This is a genomic window from Pseudomonas sp. SDO5522_S412 (genome assembly GCF_054071215.1).
Genome location: NZ_JBSVWQ010000028.1, coordinates 32,824 through 49,427 on the forward strand (window position 1 = coordinate 32,824; position 16,604 = coordinate 49,427).

At 61.3% G+C, this 16,604-nt stretch carries 17 protein-coding genes; 9 read left to right on the plus strand and 8 right to left on the minus strand.

The annotated features are described in order from the left end of the window. Positions 1-101 precede the first annotated feature (101 nt). Together ACW9I6_RS09410 and ACW9I6_RS09415 are read right to left on the minus strand one after the other, a co-directional pair. Positions 102-1,646 (minus strand): EAL domain-containing protein, encoded by a 1,545-nt coding sequence (locus ACW9I6_RS09410; RefSeq protein ID WP_457339214.1) that lies wholly within the window; start codon positions 1,644-1,646, stop codon positions 102-104. Positions 1,647-1,770: 124 nt separating this feature from the next. Continuing rightward, positions 1,771-2,643 carry a LysR family transcriptional regulator gene (locus ACW9I6_RS09415; RefSeq protein ID WP_457339215.1) on the minus strand — a complete coding sequence of 291 codons (873 nt, stop codon included), beginning with the start codon at positions 2,641-2,643 and terminating at the stop codon, positions 1,771-1,773. Positions 2,644-2,720: 77 nt separating this feature from the next. Between ACW9I6_RS09415 and ACW9I6_RS09420 the strand changes: the two genes are divergently transcribed. The 3 genes from ACW9I6_RS09420 (at position 2,721) to ACW9I6_RS09430 (ending at position 6,361) form a co-directional block, all read left to right on the plus strand. Next, on the plus strand, positions 2,721-3,644 hold the full coding sequence (locus tag ACW9I6_RS09420) for a DMT family transporter (RefSeq protein WP_307517991.1): 924 nt from the start codon (positions 2,721-2,723) through the stop codon (positions 3,642-3,644). A gap of 249 nt (positions 3,645-3,893) precedes the next feature. Beyond that, a complete protein-coding gene (hppD, locus tag ACW9I6_RS09425) occupies positions 3,894-4,970 on the plus strand; it encodes a 4-hydroxyphenylpyruvate dioxygenase (protein WP_003212566.1) in 1,077 nt (358 codons plus the stop codon). 158 nt (positions 4,971-5,128) lie between these two features. After that, on the plus strand, positions 5,129-6,361 hold the full coding sequence (locus ACW9I6_RS09430) for a dermonecrotic toxin domain-containing protein (RefSeq protein WP_457339216.1): 1,233 nt from the start codon (positions 5,129-5,131) through the stop codon (positions 6,359-6,361). Here ACW9I6_RS09430 and rarD read toward each other — a convergent pair. The 3 genes from rarD to ACW9I6_RS09445 all read right to left on the minus strand — a co-directional run bounded on the left by rarD (position 6,330) and on the right by ACW9I6_RS09445 (position 9,338). Further along, entirely contained in the window at positions 6,330-7,211 is an 882-nt protein-coding gene (gene rarD / locus ACW9I6_RS09435; RefSeq protein ID WP_177123024.1) for an EamA family transporter RarD, read from the minus strand. The two genes, ACW9I6_RS09430 and rarD, sit on opposite strands and share 32 nt — an antisense overlap. 137 nt (positions 7,212-7,348) lie before the next feature. Beyond that, on the minus strand, positions 7,349-8,359 hold the full coding sequence (locus ACW9I6_RS09440) for an aldo/keto reductase (protein WP_008432538.1): 1,011 nt from the start codon (positions 8,357-8,359) through the stop codon (positions 7,349-7,351). 76 nt (positions 8,360-8,435) lie between these two features. Next, positions 8,436-9,338, minus strand: coding sequence for a LysR family transcriptional regulator (locus tag ACW9I6_RS09445; protein ID WP_008432540.1), 903 nt, complete (start codon positions 9,336-9,338; stop codon positions 8,436-8,438). Positions 9,339-9,438: 100 nt separating this feature from the next. On the opposite strand from ACW9I6_RS09445, the gene ACW9I6_RS09450 reads away from it, so the two are divergent. Beyond that, a complete protein-coding gene (locus ACW9I6_RS09450; protein ID WP_008432542.1) occupies positions 9,439-10,143 on the plus strand; it encodes an SDR family oxidoreductase in 705 nt (234 codons plus the stop codon). A gap of 65 nt (positions 10,144-10,208) precedes the next feature. Here ACW9I6_RS09450 and ACW9I6_RS09455 read toward each other — a convergent pair whose 3' ends face one another. Beyond that, positions 10,209-10,562: a hypothetical protein gene (locus ACW9I6_RS09455; RefSeq protein ID WP_023658819.1), complete on the minus strand. Its 354-nt coding sequence runs from the start codon at positions 10,560-10,562 to the stop codon at positions 10,209-10,211. On the opposite strand from ACW9I6_RS09455, the gene ACW9I6_RS09460 reads away from it, so the two are divergent. Then, on the plus strand, positions 10,528-10,815 hold the full coding sequence (locus ACW9I6_RS09460) for a hypothetical protein (RefSeq protein WP_087693889.1): 288 nt from the start codon (positions 10,528-10,530) through the stop codon (positions 10,813-10,815). The genes ACW9I6_RS09455 and ACW9I6_RS09460 overlap by 35 nt on opposite strands. 1 nt (position 10,816) lies before the next feature. On the opposite strand, the gene ACW9I6_RS09465 is transcribed toward ACW9I6_RS09460, so the two are convergent. After that, positions 10,817-12,127, minus strand: coding sequence for an MFS transporter (locus ACW9I6_RS09465; protein ID WP_457339217.1), 1,311 nt, complete (start codon positions 12,125-12,127; stop codon positions 10,817-10,819). Between the two features lie 161 nt (positions 12,128-12,288). On the opposite strand from ACW9I6_RS09465, the gene ACW9I6_RS09470 reads away from it, so the two are divergent. From ACW9I6_RS09470 to ACW9I6_RS09480, 3 genes are all read left to right on the plus strand, one after another. Next, positions 12,289-13,395, plus strand: a complete 1,107-nt coding sequence (locus ACW9I6_RS09470; protein WP_003212558.1) for a sugar diacid recognition domain-containing protein — start codon at positions 12,289-12,291, stop codon at positions 13,393-13,395. Positions 13,396-13,486: 91 nt separating this feature from the next. Further along, on the plus strand, positions 13,487-14,632 hold the full coding sequence (locus tag ACW9I6_RS09475) for a glycerate kinase (RefSeq protein ID WP_457339218.1): 1,146 nt from the start codon (positions 13,487-13,489) through the stop codon (positions 14,630-14,632). Between the two features lie 78 nt (positions 14,633-14,710). Continuing rightward, positions 14,711-15,223, plus strand: coding sequence for a GNAT family N-acetyltransferase (locus tag ACW9I6_RS09480; RefSeq protein WP_457339219.1), 513 nt, complete (start codon positions 14,711-14,713; stop codon positions 15,221-15,223). Here ACW9I6_RS09480 and ACW9I6_RS09485 read toward each other — a convergent pair. Beyond that, positions 15,220-15,915 (minus strand): aspartate/glutamate racemase family protein, encoded by a 696-nt coding sequence (locus tag ACW9I6_RS09485; protein WP_003212555.1) that lies wholly within the window; start codon positions 15,913-15,915, stop codon positions 15,220-15,222. The two genes, ACW9I6_RS09480 and ACW9I6_RS09485, sit on opposite strands and share 4 nt — an antisense overlap. 126 nt (positions 15,916-16,041) lie before the next feature. Here ACW9I6_RS09485 and ACW9I6_RS09490 point away from each other — a divergent pair, with 126 nt between their 5' ends. Continuing rightward, positions 16,042-16,536 carry a hypothetical protein gene (locus tag ACW9I6_RS09490; RefSeq protein WP_003212554.1) on the plus strand — a complete coding sequence of 165 codons (495 nt, stop codon included), beginning with the start codon at positions 16,042-16,044 and terminating at the stop codon, positions 16,534-16,536. Positions 16,537-16,604 lie beyond the last annotated feature (68 nt).

A 16,604-nucleotide genomic window follows, 5' to 3' on the forward strand; every position in this document is an offset into this window, starting at 1 on the left:
CCAATTCAGCACAGGCAGGAAAAATTGTAGTAGTTAATCAGTCATGAGTAAATCATGTCTTTTGTATAAATAACAATATTTCCGTTGAAGTGGCTGGCTATTCAATGGCTGTTCAGGAATCTAATGAACTCGTCGCAAGGTACAGGCTTGCCAAACAGGTAGCCCTGCAAGAAATCAACGCCTTGGGCCGCCAGATAGTCGCATTGTTCTTGTGTTTCGACGCCTTCGGCAACGATGCCCAGGTCCAGCTTGGCAGACAGTTCAATGATGCTGTCGAGTATATGCCGCGAGAGTGCATCAACACCGATCATTGCCACGAAGCTTTGATCTATCTTCAAGTAATCGACATTGAAGTTGCGCAAATAACCGAGGCTGGAGTGGCCGGTGCCAAAGTCGTCGATCGCGATCATTACCCCCATTTCATGCAGCGCCTGGAACAGCTGGCGGGTGATATCCGTGGGTTCGATCAACTCGCGCTCGGTCAACTCCAGGACCAGGATCACCTTGCCCGGCGGGAAGGCAGCGAGGAATTCCCGGCAGTCCTCCACCAGCTCCAGGTCGTGACAATGGCGAGCGGTAATGTTGATGCCCACGTGGAAATTGTCGGCAAACTGCGCGGTGTGGGGCGCCAACTGTGCGGCGGTCTGGCGCATCAGGGCGCGGGTCATCGGTACGATCAGGCCCGAATGTTCGGCCAGGGGAATGAACAGGTCCGGGCGCACCAGGCCTTCCCTGGGATGATTCCAGCGCATCAGCACTTCACAGCCGGCCCACTGCCGGATGTTGTCGCCACGCACCACTGGCTGGTAATAGGGCACAAATTCATTGGCGCCCAGGGCCCGTTGCAGTTCCAGGGTCGGTGCCGATGAGCGCTTTTGCAGCCAGTGGGCGAGGATGCCTGCCAGCACGCCGAAAAACACCACCAGAACGAACAGTGCAGGATACCGCGCCTGCATGTAGCGCCAGGTTTCACCCTCCGGCATCCCGGCTTCCACGCTGTAGGTATACCGTGTGGAGTCGAGATGATGAGGCGCGACGGAAAATGTCGGCAGCGTTGTGCTGTGCACCTTGCCATCCGCCGCCAGCCAGTTAGGCCCCACCTGCAACACCAGGTCGGTATATCGGCTGATCAGGCGCAAGGCGTTTGTCAGGTGGTAGCCATCGATGGAGGCAAAGGCCCCCCGGTCTCCCTCGGTGAGGCGATAAACAAGCAATGCGGTGTCGGGTGTCACCGGGTTGCCTTTCATCAGCCAGAGACGACCGCCGACGTAGTCCTCAGGGTTGACCGGTGACTGGTAGTTGCCACCAAACAACGAGCTGCAATAGATGTTGCGCTGCCAGGACAAGGTGGTGGCGCGCACGAACGGCCGGCGGGTGACCTGTTCCCGCAGCTTCAGTTGAGTCGGGTTATCACATTCATGGCCGGCCAGTGGCAGCAGGTCCTGGGCGGCGAGGGCGGTGTTGTCGAGCATCAGGTCAAACTGGCGCACGGCCTCCTGGGCGGTTTGCGCGGTGCTGTGCTCGAGGGTGCGCCCGGCTTGCCAATACAGGATAAGCACACCCAGCAAAACGGGCAGCGCGCCACTGAGCAGGGTGATCAGGTGGCGAGTGGAGGCCTTTCGGGGGCCTTTGACGGTCAGTGGCATTTGCGCAGCCTGTAGCGGGAGAGGGCAATAGGACGCTCAAATGCGGTCGGGACAACCTCGGTGGCCTTCCAACAAAGCGTATCGGTATTGGCCATGATAGATGGCGGCAGGCGTCTGTGCATGTTCAATAAAGCTTCAACCGTGTGGCCAGTTGAATAAATGCCAGGGTTGCCGGCGAGGACTGCCGACGGTCCAGTACCGCCAGCCCCACCTGGCGTTTGACGGCAGGCTTGAGCGGTTTGATCAGGTAATCCGCCTGCGTGGATTCAGGCAGCGACAACTCGGCAACAATGGTCACGCCGTCGCCCCGGCGCACGGTGTCCAGGGTGCTGAGCAGCTGTGAGCAGCGGTAACGCACATCCGGCTGCAACCCTGCACCGACGAACAGCCTTGAGACCAGTTCGGCCGAACCGGCCTGGGTCAGGATAAAAGGTTCACCACACAGTGCTTTCAGGCTGACACTTGGCTGCGGGCCCAAGTGATGCCCCAAGGGCAGCAGCGCGACCAGTTGGTCCTCAATCAACGGGAACGTATCGAAGCGCTCTTCAGGCAGCACCACAAACCCAACGTCGACGCGCCGCTCTTCCAGCCACTGCGTCACCTGGCGATCGGGGCCTTCGTCGACATGCACCTCGATGCCCGGATGCTGCTCGCGAAAATGCTGCAGGATCGCGGGCAACAGGCGAATCGATGAGGTCGGCCCGAACGAGCCGATGCGCAGCGTGCCGCGCTTCATCCCGCGGGCATCGGCGGCTTCCTGTTGCAGCGTGTTGGCCAACCCGAGCATGGCCCGGGCGCGCAACAGCAGTTGTTGGCCGATATCGCTGAGTTCGACCTGGGACTGATGACGTCGGATCAACTCCACACCCAGTTCCTGCTCCAGGGATTTGATCGCATGGGACACCGCCGATTGGCTGATGCCCAGGCGATTGGCGGCGCTGGTGAAACCTTGAAGTTCGGCCACCAGGGAAAAGATTTCCAGTTGGGTAAGGGTCATGAGTATTTACTCATTTTACGATGATCGGGGATTAGCCCAACAATAAGCCAATCCCGTGTCTTGTGAGTAGAAATCTGATGAACCCGAGCCCTGACCGTCTGACGTATCTGAAGCTGGCGGCCGTGACCATGATCTGGGGCGGCACCTTCGTTGCCGGGCGCTATCTGGCGGCAGGCCTGGACCCACTGTTGGCGGCGACCGTGCGCTTTGCACTGGCCAGCCTGGCGCTGCTGGCCTTCCTGGGCGCCGCGCGTATTCGCCTGGTGCGTCCGACCACCGCGCAATGGGTGCAATTGATGGTGCTGGGCTTTTTCGGGATCTTTTTCTACAACCTGTGTTTTTTCTACGGCCTGCATTACATCAATGCGTCCCGGGCGTCGTTGATCGTGGCGCTGAACCCGGCAGTGATTGGCCTGGCCTCGTGGCTGCTGTTCAAGGAACGCCTGGGCTGCTTCAAGCTGGTGGGGATCGCGCTGTGCCTGGGTGGCGCAGGGCTGGTGATCGTCAGTCGCAACCCGCAGTTGCTGCAGGGCACGGCAGATGCGTGGGTCGGTGACCTGCTGATTTTCGGCTGCGTGGTGGGGTGGGGCGTGTACTCGCTGTTTTCCCGGGGTCTCAACCAGCGCCTGGGGCCGTTGCAAACCGTGACCTGGTCGATCCTGCTGGGCACGCTGATGCTGACGATCACCACGCTGGTGACGGGCCGACTAACGGTGGCCGCATTGGGCCGGATTGATCTGCCCCAACTGATGAGTTTGCTGTACCTGGGCGTGCTGGGCTCGGCACTGGCCTACATCGGCTACTACGATGGCCTGCGCCGCATCGGCGCCACCCGTGCGGGTGTATTTATCGCCCTCAATCCGCTGACGGCAGTGATCTGCGGCGCATTGCTGCTTGGCGAGCAACTGACCGTGCCGATGCTGCTGGGTGGGGCGGTCATCCTGCTGGGCATCTATCTGTGCAACAAACCCCTTGCGCGGGCCAGGGCAATGGGGATTTGATAAGAGTACGGACAAATCTGTTTACGCTGTGTAGAATCGATTTACGCATACAAGAATAAGGACTTGCGCTAACGCAAGCCTCGCCCGTCAGAGACTGATGTAACCATGAAGCTACTCGGGTCCCCCCTCATCTTTGGTGACTTCCTCGCCCGCAGCGTGCGGGGTATCTCCTGTGCGCCACCCGCTGACCTCATCCTTGCTCGCAAATAAACATTTGTTAATTACAAGAATGATGATGAGGCACCGAAAATGGCAGACCTGTACGAAAACCCAATGGGCCTGATGGGCTTTGAGTTCATCGAATTCGCATCGCCAACCCCGGGCACCCTGGAGCCGATCTTCGAGATCATGGGCTTCACCAAGGTCGCGACCCACCGTTCCAAGAACGTACACCTGTACCGGCAGGGCGAGATCAACCTGATCCTCAACAACGAACCCAACAGCATCGCCTCCTACTTTGCGGCCGAGCACGGCCCGTCGGTGTGCGGCATGGCGTTTCGCGTCAAGGACTCGCAACAGGCCTACAACCGGGCCCTGGAACTGGGCGCCCAGCCTATCCATATCGAAACCGGCCCGATGGAGCTGAACCTGCCGGCGATCAAGGGCATTGGCGGCGCGCCGCTGTACCTGATCGACCGCTTTGGTGAAGGCAGCTCGATCTATGACATCGACTTCGTGTACCTCGAAGGTGTCGAGCGCAACCCGGTGGGCGCGGGCCTCAAGGTCATCGACCACTTGACCCACAACGTGTACCGCGGCCGCATGGCCTACTGGGCGAACTTCTACGAGAAGCTGTTCAATTTCCGTGAGGCGCGCTATTTCGACATCAAGGGCGAATACACCGGCCTGACCTCCAAGGCCATGAGCGCCCCGGACGGCATGATCCGCATCCCGCTGAACGAAGAATCGTCCAAGGGTGCCGGGCAGATCGAAGAGTTCCTGATGCAGTTCAACGGCGAGGGCATCCAGCACGTTGCCTTCCTCACCGATGACCTGGTCAAGACCTGGGATGCGTTGAAGAAGATCGGCATGCGCTTCATGACCGCGCCGCCAGACACCTACTACGAGATGCTCGAAGGCCGCCTGCCGAACCACGGCGAGCCGGTGGATCAACTGCAGGCACGGGGCATCCTGCTGGACGGCTCGTCAGTGGCGGGGGACAAGCGCCTGCTGCTGCAGATCTTCTCGGAAACCCTGATGGGCCCGGTGTTCTTCGAGTTCATCCAGCGTAAGGGTGACGACGGCTTTGGTGAAGGCAACTTCAAGGCGCTGTTCGAATCCATCGAGCGCGACCAAGTGCGTCGTGGTGTGTTGACCGCTGACTGATCGCCTGGGCGATACACAAAAAAGCCCGACCGGGATTGCACCTGGCCGGGCTTTTTGTTGCCCGGCAGAAACATCGGGACATAGGCGGTTGCTAGCGGCCAGGAACGGAATTCACTGCCAGCGTTACTCAGTGTCATATGCCCAGTTGAGGTTCATGTATGACAGTCATTACGCACACCGGTAGTCCACCTCCAGGTTTGAATCAGGCAGCAGCCGTCAACGACGTACCCGCCATCAGTCCCTTGGCCCCAACTGTTCCCTCCCCATTAAGTCCTGCCACTGTCGCCCGCGTGACGTTTTCCTCGAACGTGGAATGGAGCAGTGCGCAGGGCGAGCTGACCGCCGCAGGCGTCGAACTGGCCAATGCCGTATTGGCCCCGGGTACCTCATCAACCGTCGGCGCGCAGGTCTGCACGTTCGCGGTGGACGGGATCCAGTCGAGCGACATTCTGGTGGTCAAACGCGTACCCGCCTCTGAAACCGGAACGAATATCCTGTTGTACATTCCTGACGTGGAGGGCAATTCGTTCTTCGAATTCAATAACCTTGGAGAAATGAACGCCTGGCTCAAAGAGGTCGCCACCGACCCTGACAAGTTGGATGTATTTGCCGGGCATTTTTCCCGCAATGCGCCTGCCGATCAGACAAAGCGGGTAAAAGACACGATGACGCGCTTCGCCGCAGGCGATATCAATGCCGTGGTCGGGCCTTTTGGCTACGAAAAGGGCGATATTTTCAATCGCCTGGACAAGCACCCAAGCGTGCCGCCGGTACCGGTCAACGGGCTGACGGGGACCTACCTGAAAGTTGAGACCCGTGATGGCCGGGTGACTTTCGCAGGCACACGTCCGGACGGAGAAACCGTACTCTATCAGTACGATGCCTACGGCAACTTCCATGGAGGAGGTAACAAGGGCAACTTCTACTTTGTGAAAAACGGCCTGAACAATGACCAGCCGCTGTCGCCTGTCTCGCGAGAGCAATACTTGAAAACGGTCGTCAGTGTCAGCCTGGATAATGTAGGTGCCAACGATTTATGGGGGCTGTTCGACGAGTTCATCCGCCAACTGAAGAACCCGGGTTCAGGCATTGGGACGGCCTTGATCGCACTGGGCGTGCCTGCGGATGTGGCGCAGTCCATCGAAAAAATCGTCAAGAACCCCGTCACCGGCACCTTGCTTGAACTCAACCATGGCAACCGGCTCGGTAAGCTGTTTGGCGTTGAAAAGGCGCAAATGGACGCCGCACTGACCCAAATAGGCGACGAAATCCAAGGCAGGATTCCGTATTACGGGGCCATCCGAGGTGGGTTGTCACAAACGGCTGTAATGCTCGAAATGGCAGCAAAAAAAAGCGCTGTCAGGCCTTCTGCTGACGCACCAAATGCTTGAAGCCTTCAAACACCAGCACCATCACCGCGAGCCAGATCGGAAGATACGTCAGCCATTCCCCCGCCTTGATGCTTTCGCCCAACAACAAGGCCACGCCGAGCAGCAGCACCGGTTCTACATAGCTGAGCAGCCCGAACAGGCTGAAGGCCAACAAGCGGCTGGCGACGATGTAGCACACCAGCGCCGAGGCACTGATCAAGCCCAGCATCGGGATCAAGGCGTACAAACCCTTGTGGGCGTCGAGCACGGCAAAACCCTGTTCGCCGCTTTGCACGAACCACAATGCCACCGGCAACATCAGCGCCATATCGAGCCACAGCCCGCCGAGGTGGTCGGTCTTCAGGCGTTTGCGCAGTACGAAGTAAACCGGGTAGCCGATGATCACTACCAGGGTTGCCCAGGAGAATCCGCCCACCTGATACAACTCGTTCAGCACACCAGCACCGGCGAAGAACACCGCAATCTTTTGCAGGCGTGACAATTGTTCGCCATACACCAGCCGACCGGTCAGCACCATCGTCAATGGCAGCAGGAAATAGCCCAGCGATACATCCAGGCTGCGACCGTTGAGCGGCGCCCACATGAACAGCCACAACTGCACCCCCAGCAGGGCCGAAGACACCACGACCCCGCCGATCAGCGCGGGTTTGGCCGCAACCAGCCGAACCAGTTCCCACACCCGTCGCCACTCGCCGCTGACAATCATGAACACGGTCATGCAGGGCACCGTCAACAACATGCGCCAGCCGAAGATCTCCAGGCCGCTCAAGGGCGTAAGCAGCGACGTGAAGTAATACATCACGGCAAACAACACCGAGGCCAAGACCGATAACACAACACCTTTAGACACACTGTCCTCACGAAAGCCGATTGATACAAAAGAAGGGGGGATTTCAGGGAGGGAATATAGTGCTTTTGAGGTGAGATGTTTGCTCTGTTTTGGAGCGGTTTATGGGAGGATTTCTCAGTTCCCCCCATAAAAGGGACTTATGGCCGGGCAACTCGCCCCGACACAAAGTGGCTCACATCATTGAACCCTGGCGTCGACGCATGCCCTGGCGTGACCAGCGAGTCGATGAATGCTTCGTCCTCCGCCGTGATCTTCACCTCCAGCGCGCCGGTGTAGGCATCCCACTGCGCCTCGGTGCGCGGCCCGACAATCGCCGAACTGACCGCCGAGTTGTTCAGGACCCAGGCAATCGCGAACTCGACAATCCCCACGCCACGGCCCTGGGTGTATTGCTGGATCTGCTGGGCGATGCGCAGGGATTCAACGCGCCATTCGGTTTCCAGGATGCGCTTGTCCTGGCGCCCGGCACGGCTGCCGGCTTCAGGCGTTACGTCCGGCGCATATTTGCCGCTGAGCACGCCACGGGCCAGCGGGCTGTAAGGCACCACGCCCAGGCCATACGCGGCGGCGGCGGTGATCTGCTCCACCTCGGCCTGACGGTTGACGATGTTGTACAGCGGCTGGCTGATGATCGGTTTGTCCACCCCGAGGCGCTCGGCCACGCGGATCACTTCGGCGATCCGCCAGCCGCGGTAGTTGGACAAGCCCCAGTGGCGGATCTTGCCCTCGCGGATCAAGTCGCCAATCGCTGAAATCGTGACTTCCAGTGGCGTGTTGTGGTCTTCGCGGTGCAGGTAATAGATGTCCAGGTAATCGGTGTCGAGGCGCGTCAGGCTGGCTTCCAGCGCATTGAAAATCCGCTTGCGACTCAGGCCGCTGCGGTTCGGCAGGCCATCCGCCGGGCCGATGCCGACCTTCGAGGCCAGCACCCAATCCTGGCGCTGGCGGGCGATGGCTTCGCCGACGATTTCCTCGGAGCGCCCTCCGGTGTAGACGTCGGCGGTGTCGATAAAGTTGATGCCTTGATCCCAGGCCTTGTCGATGATGCGCAGCGAGTCCTCGGTGTTGGTCTGCTCGCCAAACATCATGCTGCCCAGGGTCAGTGCGCTGACCTTCAACCCGGACTGGCCCAGTGTGCGGTAAATCATCGTGAACACCTCAAAAGGGGGAGACAGGCCCTATCCAATACCAGAGAGCAAGGCTCTGGAACAAGCCCCGCGATGGTTATTGCGGTAATAGTTCGGCGCAGCGCAGTTGCAGGAAGCGGTGCAGTACCTTGACCCGCTCCGACACCTGCAACCGATGGGGGCACATCAGATTGAACGGGGTCGGTTCGCCTTGCCAATCGGTGAGCAACGGCACCAGGCGCCCGGCCTTGATATCGCGGGCTACATCCAGCCGCGCTTTATAGGCGATGCCGTGCCCGGCCAATGCCCAGCGCCGCACGATCTCGCCGTCATCACTGAGGTAGTCGCCGCCGACCTCGACTTCCTGCAGCACCTCGCCCTGGCGAAAGTACCAGGTGTTGTTCGCCCGACCCTGGCGCATATAGCGCAGCGTGCTGTGTTGTGCCAGGTCCTGGGGGAGGCGTGGCGTACCGTGGCGCGCGAGGTAGTCGGGGCTGGCGCACGCCACCCGCGTGTGGTCGGGCACCACCGGCAACGCGACCAGGCTGGAGTCCCGTGGTACGCCGAAACGCAGGGCGATGTCGACGGTTTCGCGGAACAGGTCGGCATTGCTGTCGTTGAGCAGCAACTGAAGGCGCACGTTCGGGTGTTCGAGCTTGAACTCATCCAGCCAGCCCAGCAGCACATTGCGCCCGAAATCCGAGGGCGCGGCCAATTGCAGTAACCCGCTCAGGCTCTGGCCTTGCTGCTTGACCGCCTGTTCGCCTTCCGACAGCGCCTCCAGGGCCACGCGCACACTGTCGAGGTAGCGCCGGCCTTCTTCGGTCAGGCGCATGCTGCGGGTGGAACGCGCCAGCAGCCGGATGCCCAGGCGGGTTTCCAGGCGCTTGAGGGCAATGCTCGCTGCGGCCGGGGTCAGGCTGAGGCTGCGGGCGGCTGCCGACAGGCTGCCGGTGTCGGCGGTGCGCACGAACACTTCAAGGTCGAGGATTGAGCTCATTTGTAAAAATCCTTTAAAGATCTTGTCGTTTTACCGGGATTTTTCAACGATTGCCAAGCTGGGAAGATGAAAGCTCATTTTCTCAGCCAGGTATTTCCCCATGACATCTCCCCTCAACGGCAAAACCATCATCGTCATTGGCGGCAGCAGCGGCATCGGTGCCGAGGTGGCCAAGCAGGCCGTGGCACGCGGTGCCCATGTGGTGCTGGCCGGGCGGCGCTTGTCTTCAACCGTGGAGAACGGGGTGCGCAGCGAGCAGGTGGACGTGACCGACGCAGCCTCATTACAGCGCTTGTTCGAAACCGTGGGGCCGTTTGACCATCTGGTCTACACCGCAGGGCCTGCGGTGCAGGCCAAGGCCCTGATCGAGACCGACCTGAACCTGGCGCAAGACAACTTCAACGTGAAGCTCTGGGGTTCGCTGCGGGCGATCCAGTCGGCGCTGCCATTTCTCGCCGAGCGCGGCAGCATCACCCTGACGTCGGGGCAGTTGGGGCGCAAAACGGTTGCGGGGCAATTCATCAAGACCGGCATCAATGCGGCGACCGAAGCGCTGGGCAAGCAACTGGCCAAGGAACTGGCGCCACGGCGGGTCAATGTGGTCAGCCCGGGGGTGATCGACACCGAGGCGTATGCCGGGTTGTCCGATGAGCAGCGACTGGCAATGTTTGCCAAGGCGGGCGGGGCGTTGCCGGTGGGGCGCGTGGGGCAGGCCGAAGAAGTGGCTGCCGGGTATGTGTTGGCGATGGAGAACGGGTTTATCACCGGTAGCGTGATTGATGTCGACGGCGGCGGATTACTCTAAAGGCAGCTGAATAAAAAAGGTCCCGCTTTCAGGCGGGACCTGCATTATCAGTAATAGGGCCGTGCTTAATAACGTGGCACCGGAACCGGTTGTGGCGGGTAGTAATAGCCTGGAGGCGGCGCCTGGTAATAGACCGGTGGCGGCTGTTGGATGTACACCGGCTGCGGTTGCACGTAAACCGGTTGCTGCTGCACATAGACCGGAGGCTGGGAGTTGGCGACCACCGAACCCACTACGAGACCGCCGACAACCGCACCCAGTAAAGCCGGGCCACCCCAGCCCCAACCACCGCCATGCCCGTACCCATAACCGTGACCCCAGCCATAGCCATATCCTCCACGGGCTTCTGCTTGCCCTGCGATGGCGAGGGTGGCAATGAGCAACATGGCTACTTTCATTTTTGAGAGTCGACTGATCATGATAAGTCCTCTACGTATGCACCGAACCGGTCTTGATAATATCCCCGGGCATATGCTTCAGACAGCGGTTTCGGACGGGATGATGGAGTACGAAAGTAAAGGCTGGGTAAAGGTTGTAGCCTATTTGTTACCTGGAATGGGCGTAGAGGTTAATACGGCTGTCAGGCAGTTGTTTGCCTATAAAAACACGCCTTTATATGAGCAGATAGATGACCGGCGCCGCCCTCGATATCGCGGCACCGGTCAGCGCTGATTCAAGCCTTGAGTGTGCGCGTCATGCGCAACGCCAACACACTGCCCGCGACGATCACCGCCGCCAGCAGGTACAGCGCCAGGTCCGTAGACCCGGTGGCATCTTTCACAAACCCGACGATATACGGGCTGAGGAACCCCGCCATCTGGCCCATGGAGTTGATCAACGCCAGACCACCCGCTGCCGCACCTGCGCTGAGCATCGCGGTTGGCACCGGCCAGAACATCGGCAGGCCGGTGAGGGCACCCATGGTGGCGATGGTCAGGCCGAGGATCGCAATGGCCGGCGTGGTTGCAAAGTTCACCGCAATCACCAGCCCGATCGCGCCCATCAGCATCGGCACCACCAGGTGCCAGCGACGCTCCTTGCGCAAGTCGGCAGAGCGGCCCACCAGCAGCATGAACACCGCCGCCAGCAGGTACGGGATCGCACTCAACCAGCCAATCACCAGGTTATCGCTGAAGCCCATGTTCTTGATGATCGATGGCAGCCAGAAGTTGATGGCGTACACACCGCTCTGGATGCAGAAGTAGATCAGGCCGAACGCCCAGATCGCCGGGTTCTTGAACACTTCCAGCAGCGAGTCGCTGGTGGTCTTCGGCTTGTTGGCCAGGTCGGTCGCCTGGTCGGCTTCCAGCACCGCGCGCTCATGGGGCGTGAGCCACTTGGCGTTGGCAAAGCTGTCGCTGAGCAGGAAGTAGGCGAGGGCGCCGAGGATCACCGTCGGCACGCCTTGCAGCAGGAACATCCACTGCCAGCCCGCAAGCCCGCCCTGGCCGGCGGCGAAGTGGTTGAGGATCCAGCCGGAGAACGGGCTGCCGAGCAGGCCGGATACCGGAATCGCCGACATGAACAGCGCCATGATCCGCCCACGGCGGAAGGTCGGGAACCACTGCGAGAGGTACAGCACCACGCCCGGGAAGAACCCGGCTTCAGCGGCGCCGGTCAGCAGGCGCAAGCCGTAGAAGTGCGTCGGTGTGGTAACGAACAACAGGCAGGTGGACAGGGCGCCCCAGACGATCATCATCAGCGCAATCCAGAGCCGTGGACCGAATTTGGTCAACGCCAGGTTGCTCGGCACGCCGCACAGCACGTAGCCGATAAAGAAGATCCCGGCACCGAGGCCGTACACGGTCTCGCTGAATTTCAGGTCGTCGAGCATCTGCAACTTGGCAAAGCCGACGTTGACGCGGTCGAGGTAGTTGAACAGGTAGCAGATGAAAATGAAGGGGATCAGGCGCAGGGTGATGCGCTTGTATACGGCGTTTTTATCGTCATCGGTGGCCTGGGTAACAGCGGCGCTCTGTGACATGGCAGTCTCTCTTTATTATGATTTTTCGCGATGCGAGGGTAACGTTGATCGCCCAACGAGTCTCGGCCACCTCAAGGGGTGCTGTCTTTGTGCTCGCGCACAGTGAAGCATGGTTTGCGCTGTGCCTATGAACAACCGGTTTTTTTCAGGAATTTAGCCCCATGTTCGAGCTGGATCATGACCTGGCGCAGGATATCGTCAATCGCACGATGGCGATCCTGCCCTATAACGTCAACGTCATGGACAGCCAGGGCCTGATACTGGGCAGCGGCGAACCCGAGCGGATCAACACCCGCCACGAAGGCGCGCAGTTGGTGCTGGCCAACGGGCGGGTGGTGGAGATCGACGGCCAGACCGCCAAGCACCTCAAGGGCGTGCAACCCGGGATCAACCTGCCGCTGCTGCACGACCAGCGCCTGATCGGCGTGCTGGGCATTACCGGTGAGCCGGAATTGCTGCGCACCTATGCCGAACTGGTGCGCATGACCGCCGAAATGCTGGTCAGCCAGCGTCACCAGCAAGCCGAGCAGCAATGGCGGCGCCAGCGCTGCGATGATCTGCTGGCACTGCTGCTGGCCGAGACCGGTGATTCACCGCGCCTGGTGGATGAAGCCCAGCAACTGGGCCTCAAGCCGCAGCTGGCGCGCACGCCGTACCTGTTCGAGCTGGGCAGCGGCCAGTCGGCCGAGGCCTTGAGCGCCTGGCTGACCTCGCGCTACCCCGACAGCTGGTGCGTCAGCTCCGCGCAGTTTTCCCTGCTGTGGTGCCGGCCTGCGTCGGTGCAAGTCGATAACCCGCGCCTGCTGGAAAAGCTCGACGGCCTGGGCTGGAACATCCTGCGGGTCGCCGTCGGCGGGCAAGCGGACGGGCTGGCCGGCCTGCGCCGTTGTTACCGGCGGGTCGGCGACCTGCTCGCCTATGGCCGTGATGTGCTGCCCGAATCGCGGTTGCTGACCCTCAATCGCTACCGCCTGCCGGTCATGCTCTGGCGCCACCGCAACGACGACGCCCTCGACGAACTGCTCAACCCGCTGCGCAAGGTACTGGCCAAGGACAGCAACGGCCAGTTGCTGGCGACCCTGCGCAGTTGGTGCGACCACGACGGCCAAAGCCAGGCGTGCGCCGATGCCCTGGGGATCCACCGCAACAGCCTGCGCTACCGCATGGAACGCATCGCCGAGCTGAGCGGCGTCGACCCGCTGACCCTCGACGGCATGCTCGCGTTGTACCTGGGCGTGCAGCTATTGCCGCAAGCTTTGTCCAAATGAACAACAAACCCCAGCCACTCTTGTGCAATGGACCGGCGTTATTGCCGGTGCCAACTGGCAGCATGGGCGTTATAAAAACCGGAGAAAGCCCATGAAAATCATCATCGCCCCCGACTCGTTCAAGGACAGCCTGAGTGCTGAGGGCGTGGCGAATGCCATTGCCGAGGGGTTGGCCAGCGTGTGGCCCGACGCCGAGCTGATCAAGTGCCCAATGGCGGACGGTGGTGAGGGCACGGTGGAATCGGTACTCGCCGCCTGCCAGGGCGAGCTGCGCACCAGCCGTGTGCAAGGGCCATTGGGCGGCAGTGTCGACGCGCATTGGGGCTGGTTGGCCGAGAGCCACACCGCAATCATCGAAATGGCCGAAGCCAGCGGCCTGCAACTCGTGCCACCGGGTCAGCGAGATGCGTGTTCCAGCAGCACCTTCGGCACCGGCGAACTGATCCGCGCCGCCCTGGATGCCGGCGCCCAGCGCATCATCCTGGCCATTGGCGGCAGCGCCACCAACGACGGCGGCGCCGGGGCGATGCTAGCCCTGGGTGTGCAGTTGTTTGATGCCGAGGGAGCAGCGCTGCCCCTTGGCGGCCTGGCGCTGGGCAAGCTGTCGCGCATCAGCCTTGAACAACTGGACCCCCGCCTGAACGAAGTGCGCTTCGAAATCGCCGCCGACGTGAACAACCCTTTATGCGGTCCTCACGGGGCCTCGGCGATTTTCGGCCCGCAAAAGGGCGCCAATCCCCAGCAAGTCGAACAACTGGATGCGGCCCTCGGCCATTTCGCCGATCACTGCGCCAAGGTATTGCCCAAGGATGTACGTGACGAACCCGGCAGCGGCGCCGCCGGTGGCTTGGGTTTCGCCGCCAAGGCGTTCCTTGGCGCGCAGTTTCGCGCGGGTGTTGAAGTGGTCGCAGAGCTTGTTGGGCTTGAGCAAGCCGTGCGTGGCGCCGACCTGGTGATCACCGGCGAAGGCAGGTTCGACGCCCAGACCCTGCGCGGCAAGACCCCGTTTGGCGTGGCGCGAATCGCCAGGCAGCACAACGTGCCGGTGATCGTGATCGCCGGCACATTGGGGGATGGCTACGAGCAAATGTACGCCCACGGCGTGGATGCCGCGTTCGCCTTGCCGTCCGGCCCGACTACCCTGGAGCAGGCCTGCAGCGAGGCACCGCGCCTGTTGCGCGAGCGCGCCTCGGACATCGCGCGGGTCTGGAAATTGGTGGCTTCGCATTCCCGATGAGTGCAGTGCAGGGCTCGCCATTCTGAGGCTTTGCCGCCTACACTGGTCGGCCACGTGTTTTTCAAAGGACGAAACACCATGCACACACCTGAACCCAAGATCGTTATCACGCGCTTCACCGAGGCCCACCTTGAAGGCGTCGCTGCGCTCTACAACGACCCGGCTGTCTGCCGTCAGGTGCTGCAAATGCCTTTCCAGTCAGTCGAGGCCTGGCGCAAACGCCTGGTGCAGGACAACGAGCGGCGGCTACAGCTGGTGGCGCTGCATGCCGGTGAAGTGATCGGCCAGCTGGGTTTGGAACAGTATTTGCGCGTGCGCCAAAGCCACGTCGGTTCATTCGGCATGGGCGTCGCCACCGCCTGGCAGGGCAAGGGCGTGGGCTCCCGGCTGCTGAGCGCGGCGCTGGAGGTGGCGGATAACTGGATGAACCTGCACCGGGTGGAACTCACGGTGTACGCCGACAACGAAGCCGCCCACCGGCTGTACCACAAGTTCGGCTTCGAGACCGAAGGCCTGCTGCGCGACTACGCCGTGCGTGACGGCGCATTCGTCGACACGCTGACCATGGCGCGCATCCGCAAGCCGGCCTAGTCGTCCTGCAACGCAAACGCCACCGCAGCCTGCGCATGCAGCTCGGTGGTGTCCAGCAAGGGCAGGTCGCTGTGCTGCGGCTTGATCAACAGGCTGATTTCCGTACAGCCGAGGATGATGGCCTGGGCGCCACGGGCGGCCAAAGACTCGATCACCCGCTGGTACACCTCGCGCGATGCGTCGCTGATCACCCCGACGCACAACTCTTCGTAAATGATCCGGTGCACGGCCTGGCGCTCTTCAGCGTCCGGCACCAGCACGGTCAGCCCCTGCGCCGCCAGGCGTGACTTGAGAAACTCCTGCTCCATGGTAAACGCGGTACCCAGCAGGCCAACGCTCAGGGTGCCAGCTTCCACGGCCGCCGCGCCGGCAGCGTCTGCAATATGCAGAAACGGTATCGACACCGCCGCTTCAATCCGCGGCGCTACCAGGTGCATGGTGTTGGTACACAGCACGATGCACTCGGCGCCCCCGGCTTGCAGGCGGCGGGCGGCGTCTTCGAGGATCAGCGCCGCATCGTCCCAGCGCCCGGCGTGCTGGGCCTGCTCCACCGGGCCGAAGTCGACGCTGTACATCAACAGTTGTGCCGAGCGCAGCGGCCCGAGCTGGTCGCGCACGTTCTGGTTGATGATGCGGTAATACTCGGCGCTGGACTCCCAGCTCATGCCGCCGATAAGGCCGATGGTGCGCATGCGATGCTCCTGAATTGGACGGGCGAGGGCACCACATTACCCGCGCGCTGCGCTTTAGTCATACGCCGGTGTGCGGCATCTGCCATGATCAAGGCTCGCAACATGGGTCACCCAAGGAACACGGCAATGGACGATGTACAACAACTGGGCGAGATGCTGCGTCATTACGCCGACAGCGAAGCCCACAAGAAACAGCAGTTCGAAGTGCAGTCGGCCCATTGGGCGCAGAAGATCGGCGAGTTGTTCGGCCAGATCGAGCAGTGGCTTGCGCCTGTGAAGACGGTCGGTTTGCTGGAAGTGCAGCGCGAGGCGTACGTGGCTTCCGGCCCCAGCGTGCCGGTGGAGACCTCCACCTTCAAGACCGAGAAACTGACCATCCATATCGCCGGCAAACCGGTGGAGTTCGTGCCGGATGTGATGGGCGCCGGCGGTTTGATTTCGCTGTCGGTGATGGGCTTGACCGCCGCCCGCTACGGCAGCATTTCCCTGGTATTGCTGCCGGGGAAAAACGACTGGCTGTGGAAGAAAACCAACGGTTTGAAAGACCCGGATACGTTCGGCTTCGATGCCAACTTCCTGGCGTTGCAGTTGCAGAGCCTGATTCCCCGCGAACGCGGCTAGTCGCTCAATGTGGTGCTTGTGTGGGAGCGGGCTTGCTCGCGAAAGCGGTGTGTCAGTCGCTGTATATG

Bases quoted from the DNA above. Each gene is read 5' to 3' on its own strand.
- ACW9I6_RS09415 (WP_457339215.1), bottom strand. From the start codon at position 2,643: ATGACCCTTACCCAACTGGAAATCTTTTCCCTGGTGGCCGAACTTCAA.
- ACW9I6_RS09445 (WP_008432540.1), bottom strand. From the start codon at position 9,338: ATGAGCTCAATCCTCGACCTTGAAGTGTTCGTGCGCACCGCCGACACC.
- ACW9I6_RS09475 (WP_457339218.1), top strand. From the start codon at position 13,487: ATGAAAATCATCATCGCCCCCGACTCGTTCAAGGACAGCCTGAGTGCT.
- ACW9I6_RS09455 (WP_023658819.1), bottom strand. From the start codon at position 10,562: ATGATCAGTCGACTCTCAAAAATGAAAGTAGCCATGTTGCTCATTGCC.
- ACW9I6_RS09410 (WP_457339214.1), bottom strand. From the start codon at position 1,646: ATGCCACTGACCGTCAAAGGCCCCCGAAAGGCCTCCACTCGCCACCTG.
- ACW9I6_RS09430 (WP_457339216.1), top strand. From the start codon at position 5,129: ATGACAGTCATTACGCACACCGGTAGTCCACCTCCAGGTTTGAATCAG.
- ACW9I6_RS09490 (WP_003212554.1), top strand. From the start codon at position 16,042: ATGGACGATGTACAACAACTGGGCGAGATGCTGCGTCATTACGCCGAC.
- ACW9I6_RS09465 (WP_457339217.1), bottom strand. From the start codon at position 12,127: ATGTCACAGAGCGCCGCTGTTACCCAGGCCACCGATGACGATAAAAAC.
- ACW9I6_RS09420 (WP_307517991.1), top strand. From the start codon at position 2,721: ATGAACCCGAGCCCTGACCGTCTGACGTATCTGAAGCTGGCGGCCGTG.
- ACW9I6_RS09450 (WP_008432542.1), top strand. From the start codon at position 9,439: ATGACATCTCCCCTCAACGGCAAAACCATCATCGTCATTGGCGGCAGC.
- ACW9I6_RS09440 (WP_008432538.1), bottom strand. From the start codon at position 8,359: ATGATTTACCGCACACTGGGCCAGTCCGGGTTGAAGGTCAGCGCACTG.
- hppD (WP_003212566.1), top strand. From the start codon at position 3,894: ATGGCAGACCTGTACGAAAACCCAATGGGCCTGATGGGCTTTGAGTTC.
- ACW9I6_RS09460 (WP_087693889.1), top strand. From the start codon at position 10,528: ATGGCTACTTTCATTTTTGAGAGTCGACTGATCATGATAAGTCCTCTA.
- ACW9I6_RS09470 (WP_003212558.1), top strand. From the start codon at position 12,289: ATGTTCGAGCTGGATCATGACCTGGCGCAGGATATCGTCAATCGCACG.
- ACW9I6_RS09485 (WP_003212555.1), bottom strand. From the start codon at position 15,915: ATGCGCACCATCGGCCTTATCGGCGGCATGAGCTGGGAGTCCAGCGCC.
- ACW9I6_RS09480 (WP_457339219.1), top strand. From the start codon at position 14,711: ATGCACACACCTGAACCCAAGATCGTTATCACGCGCTTCACCGAGGCC.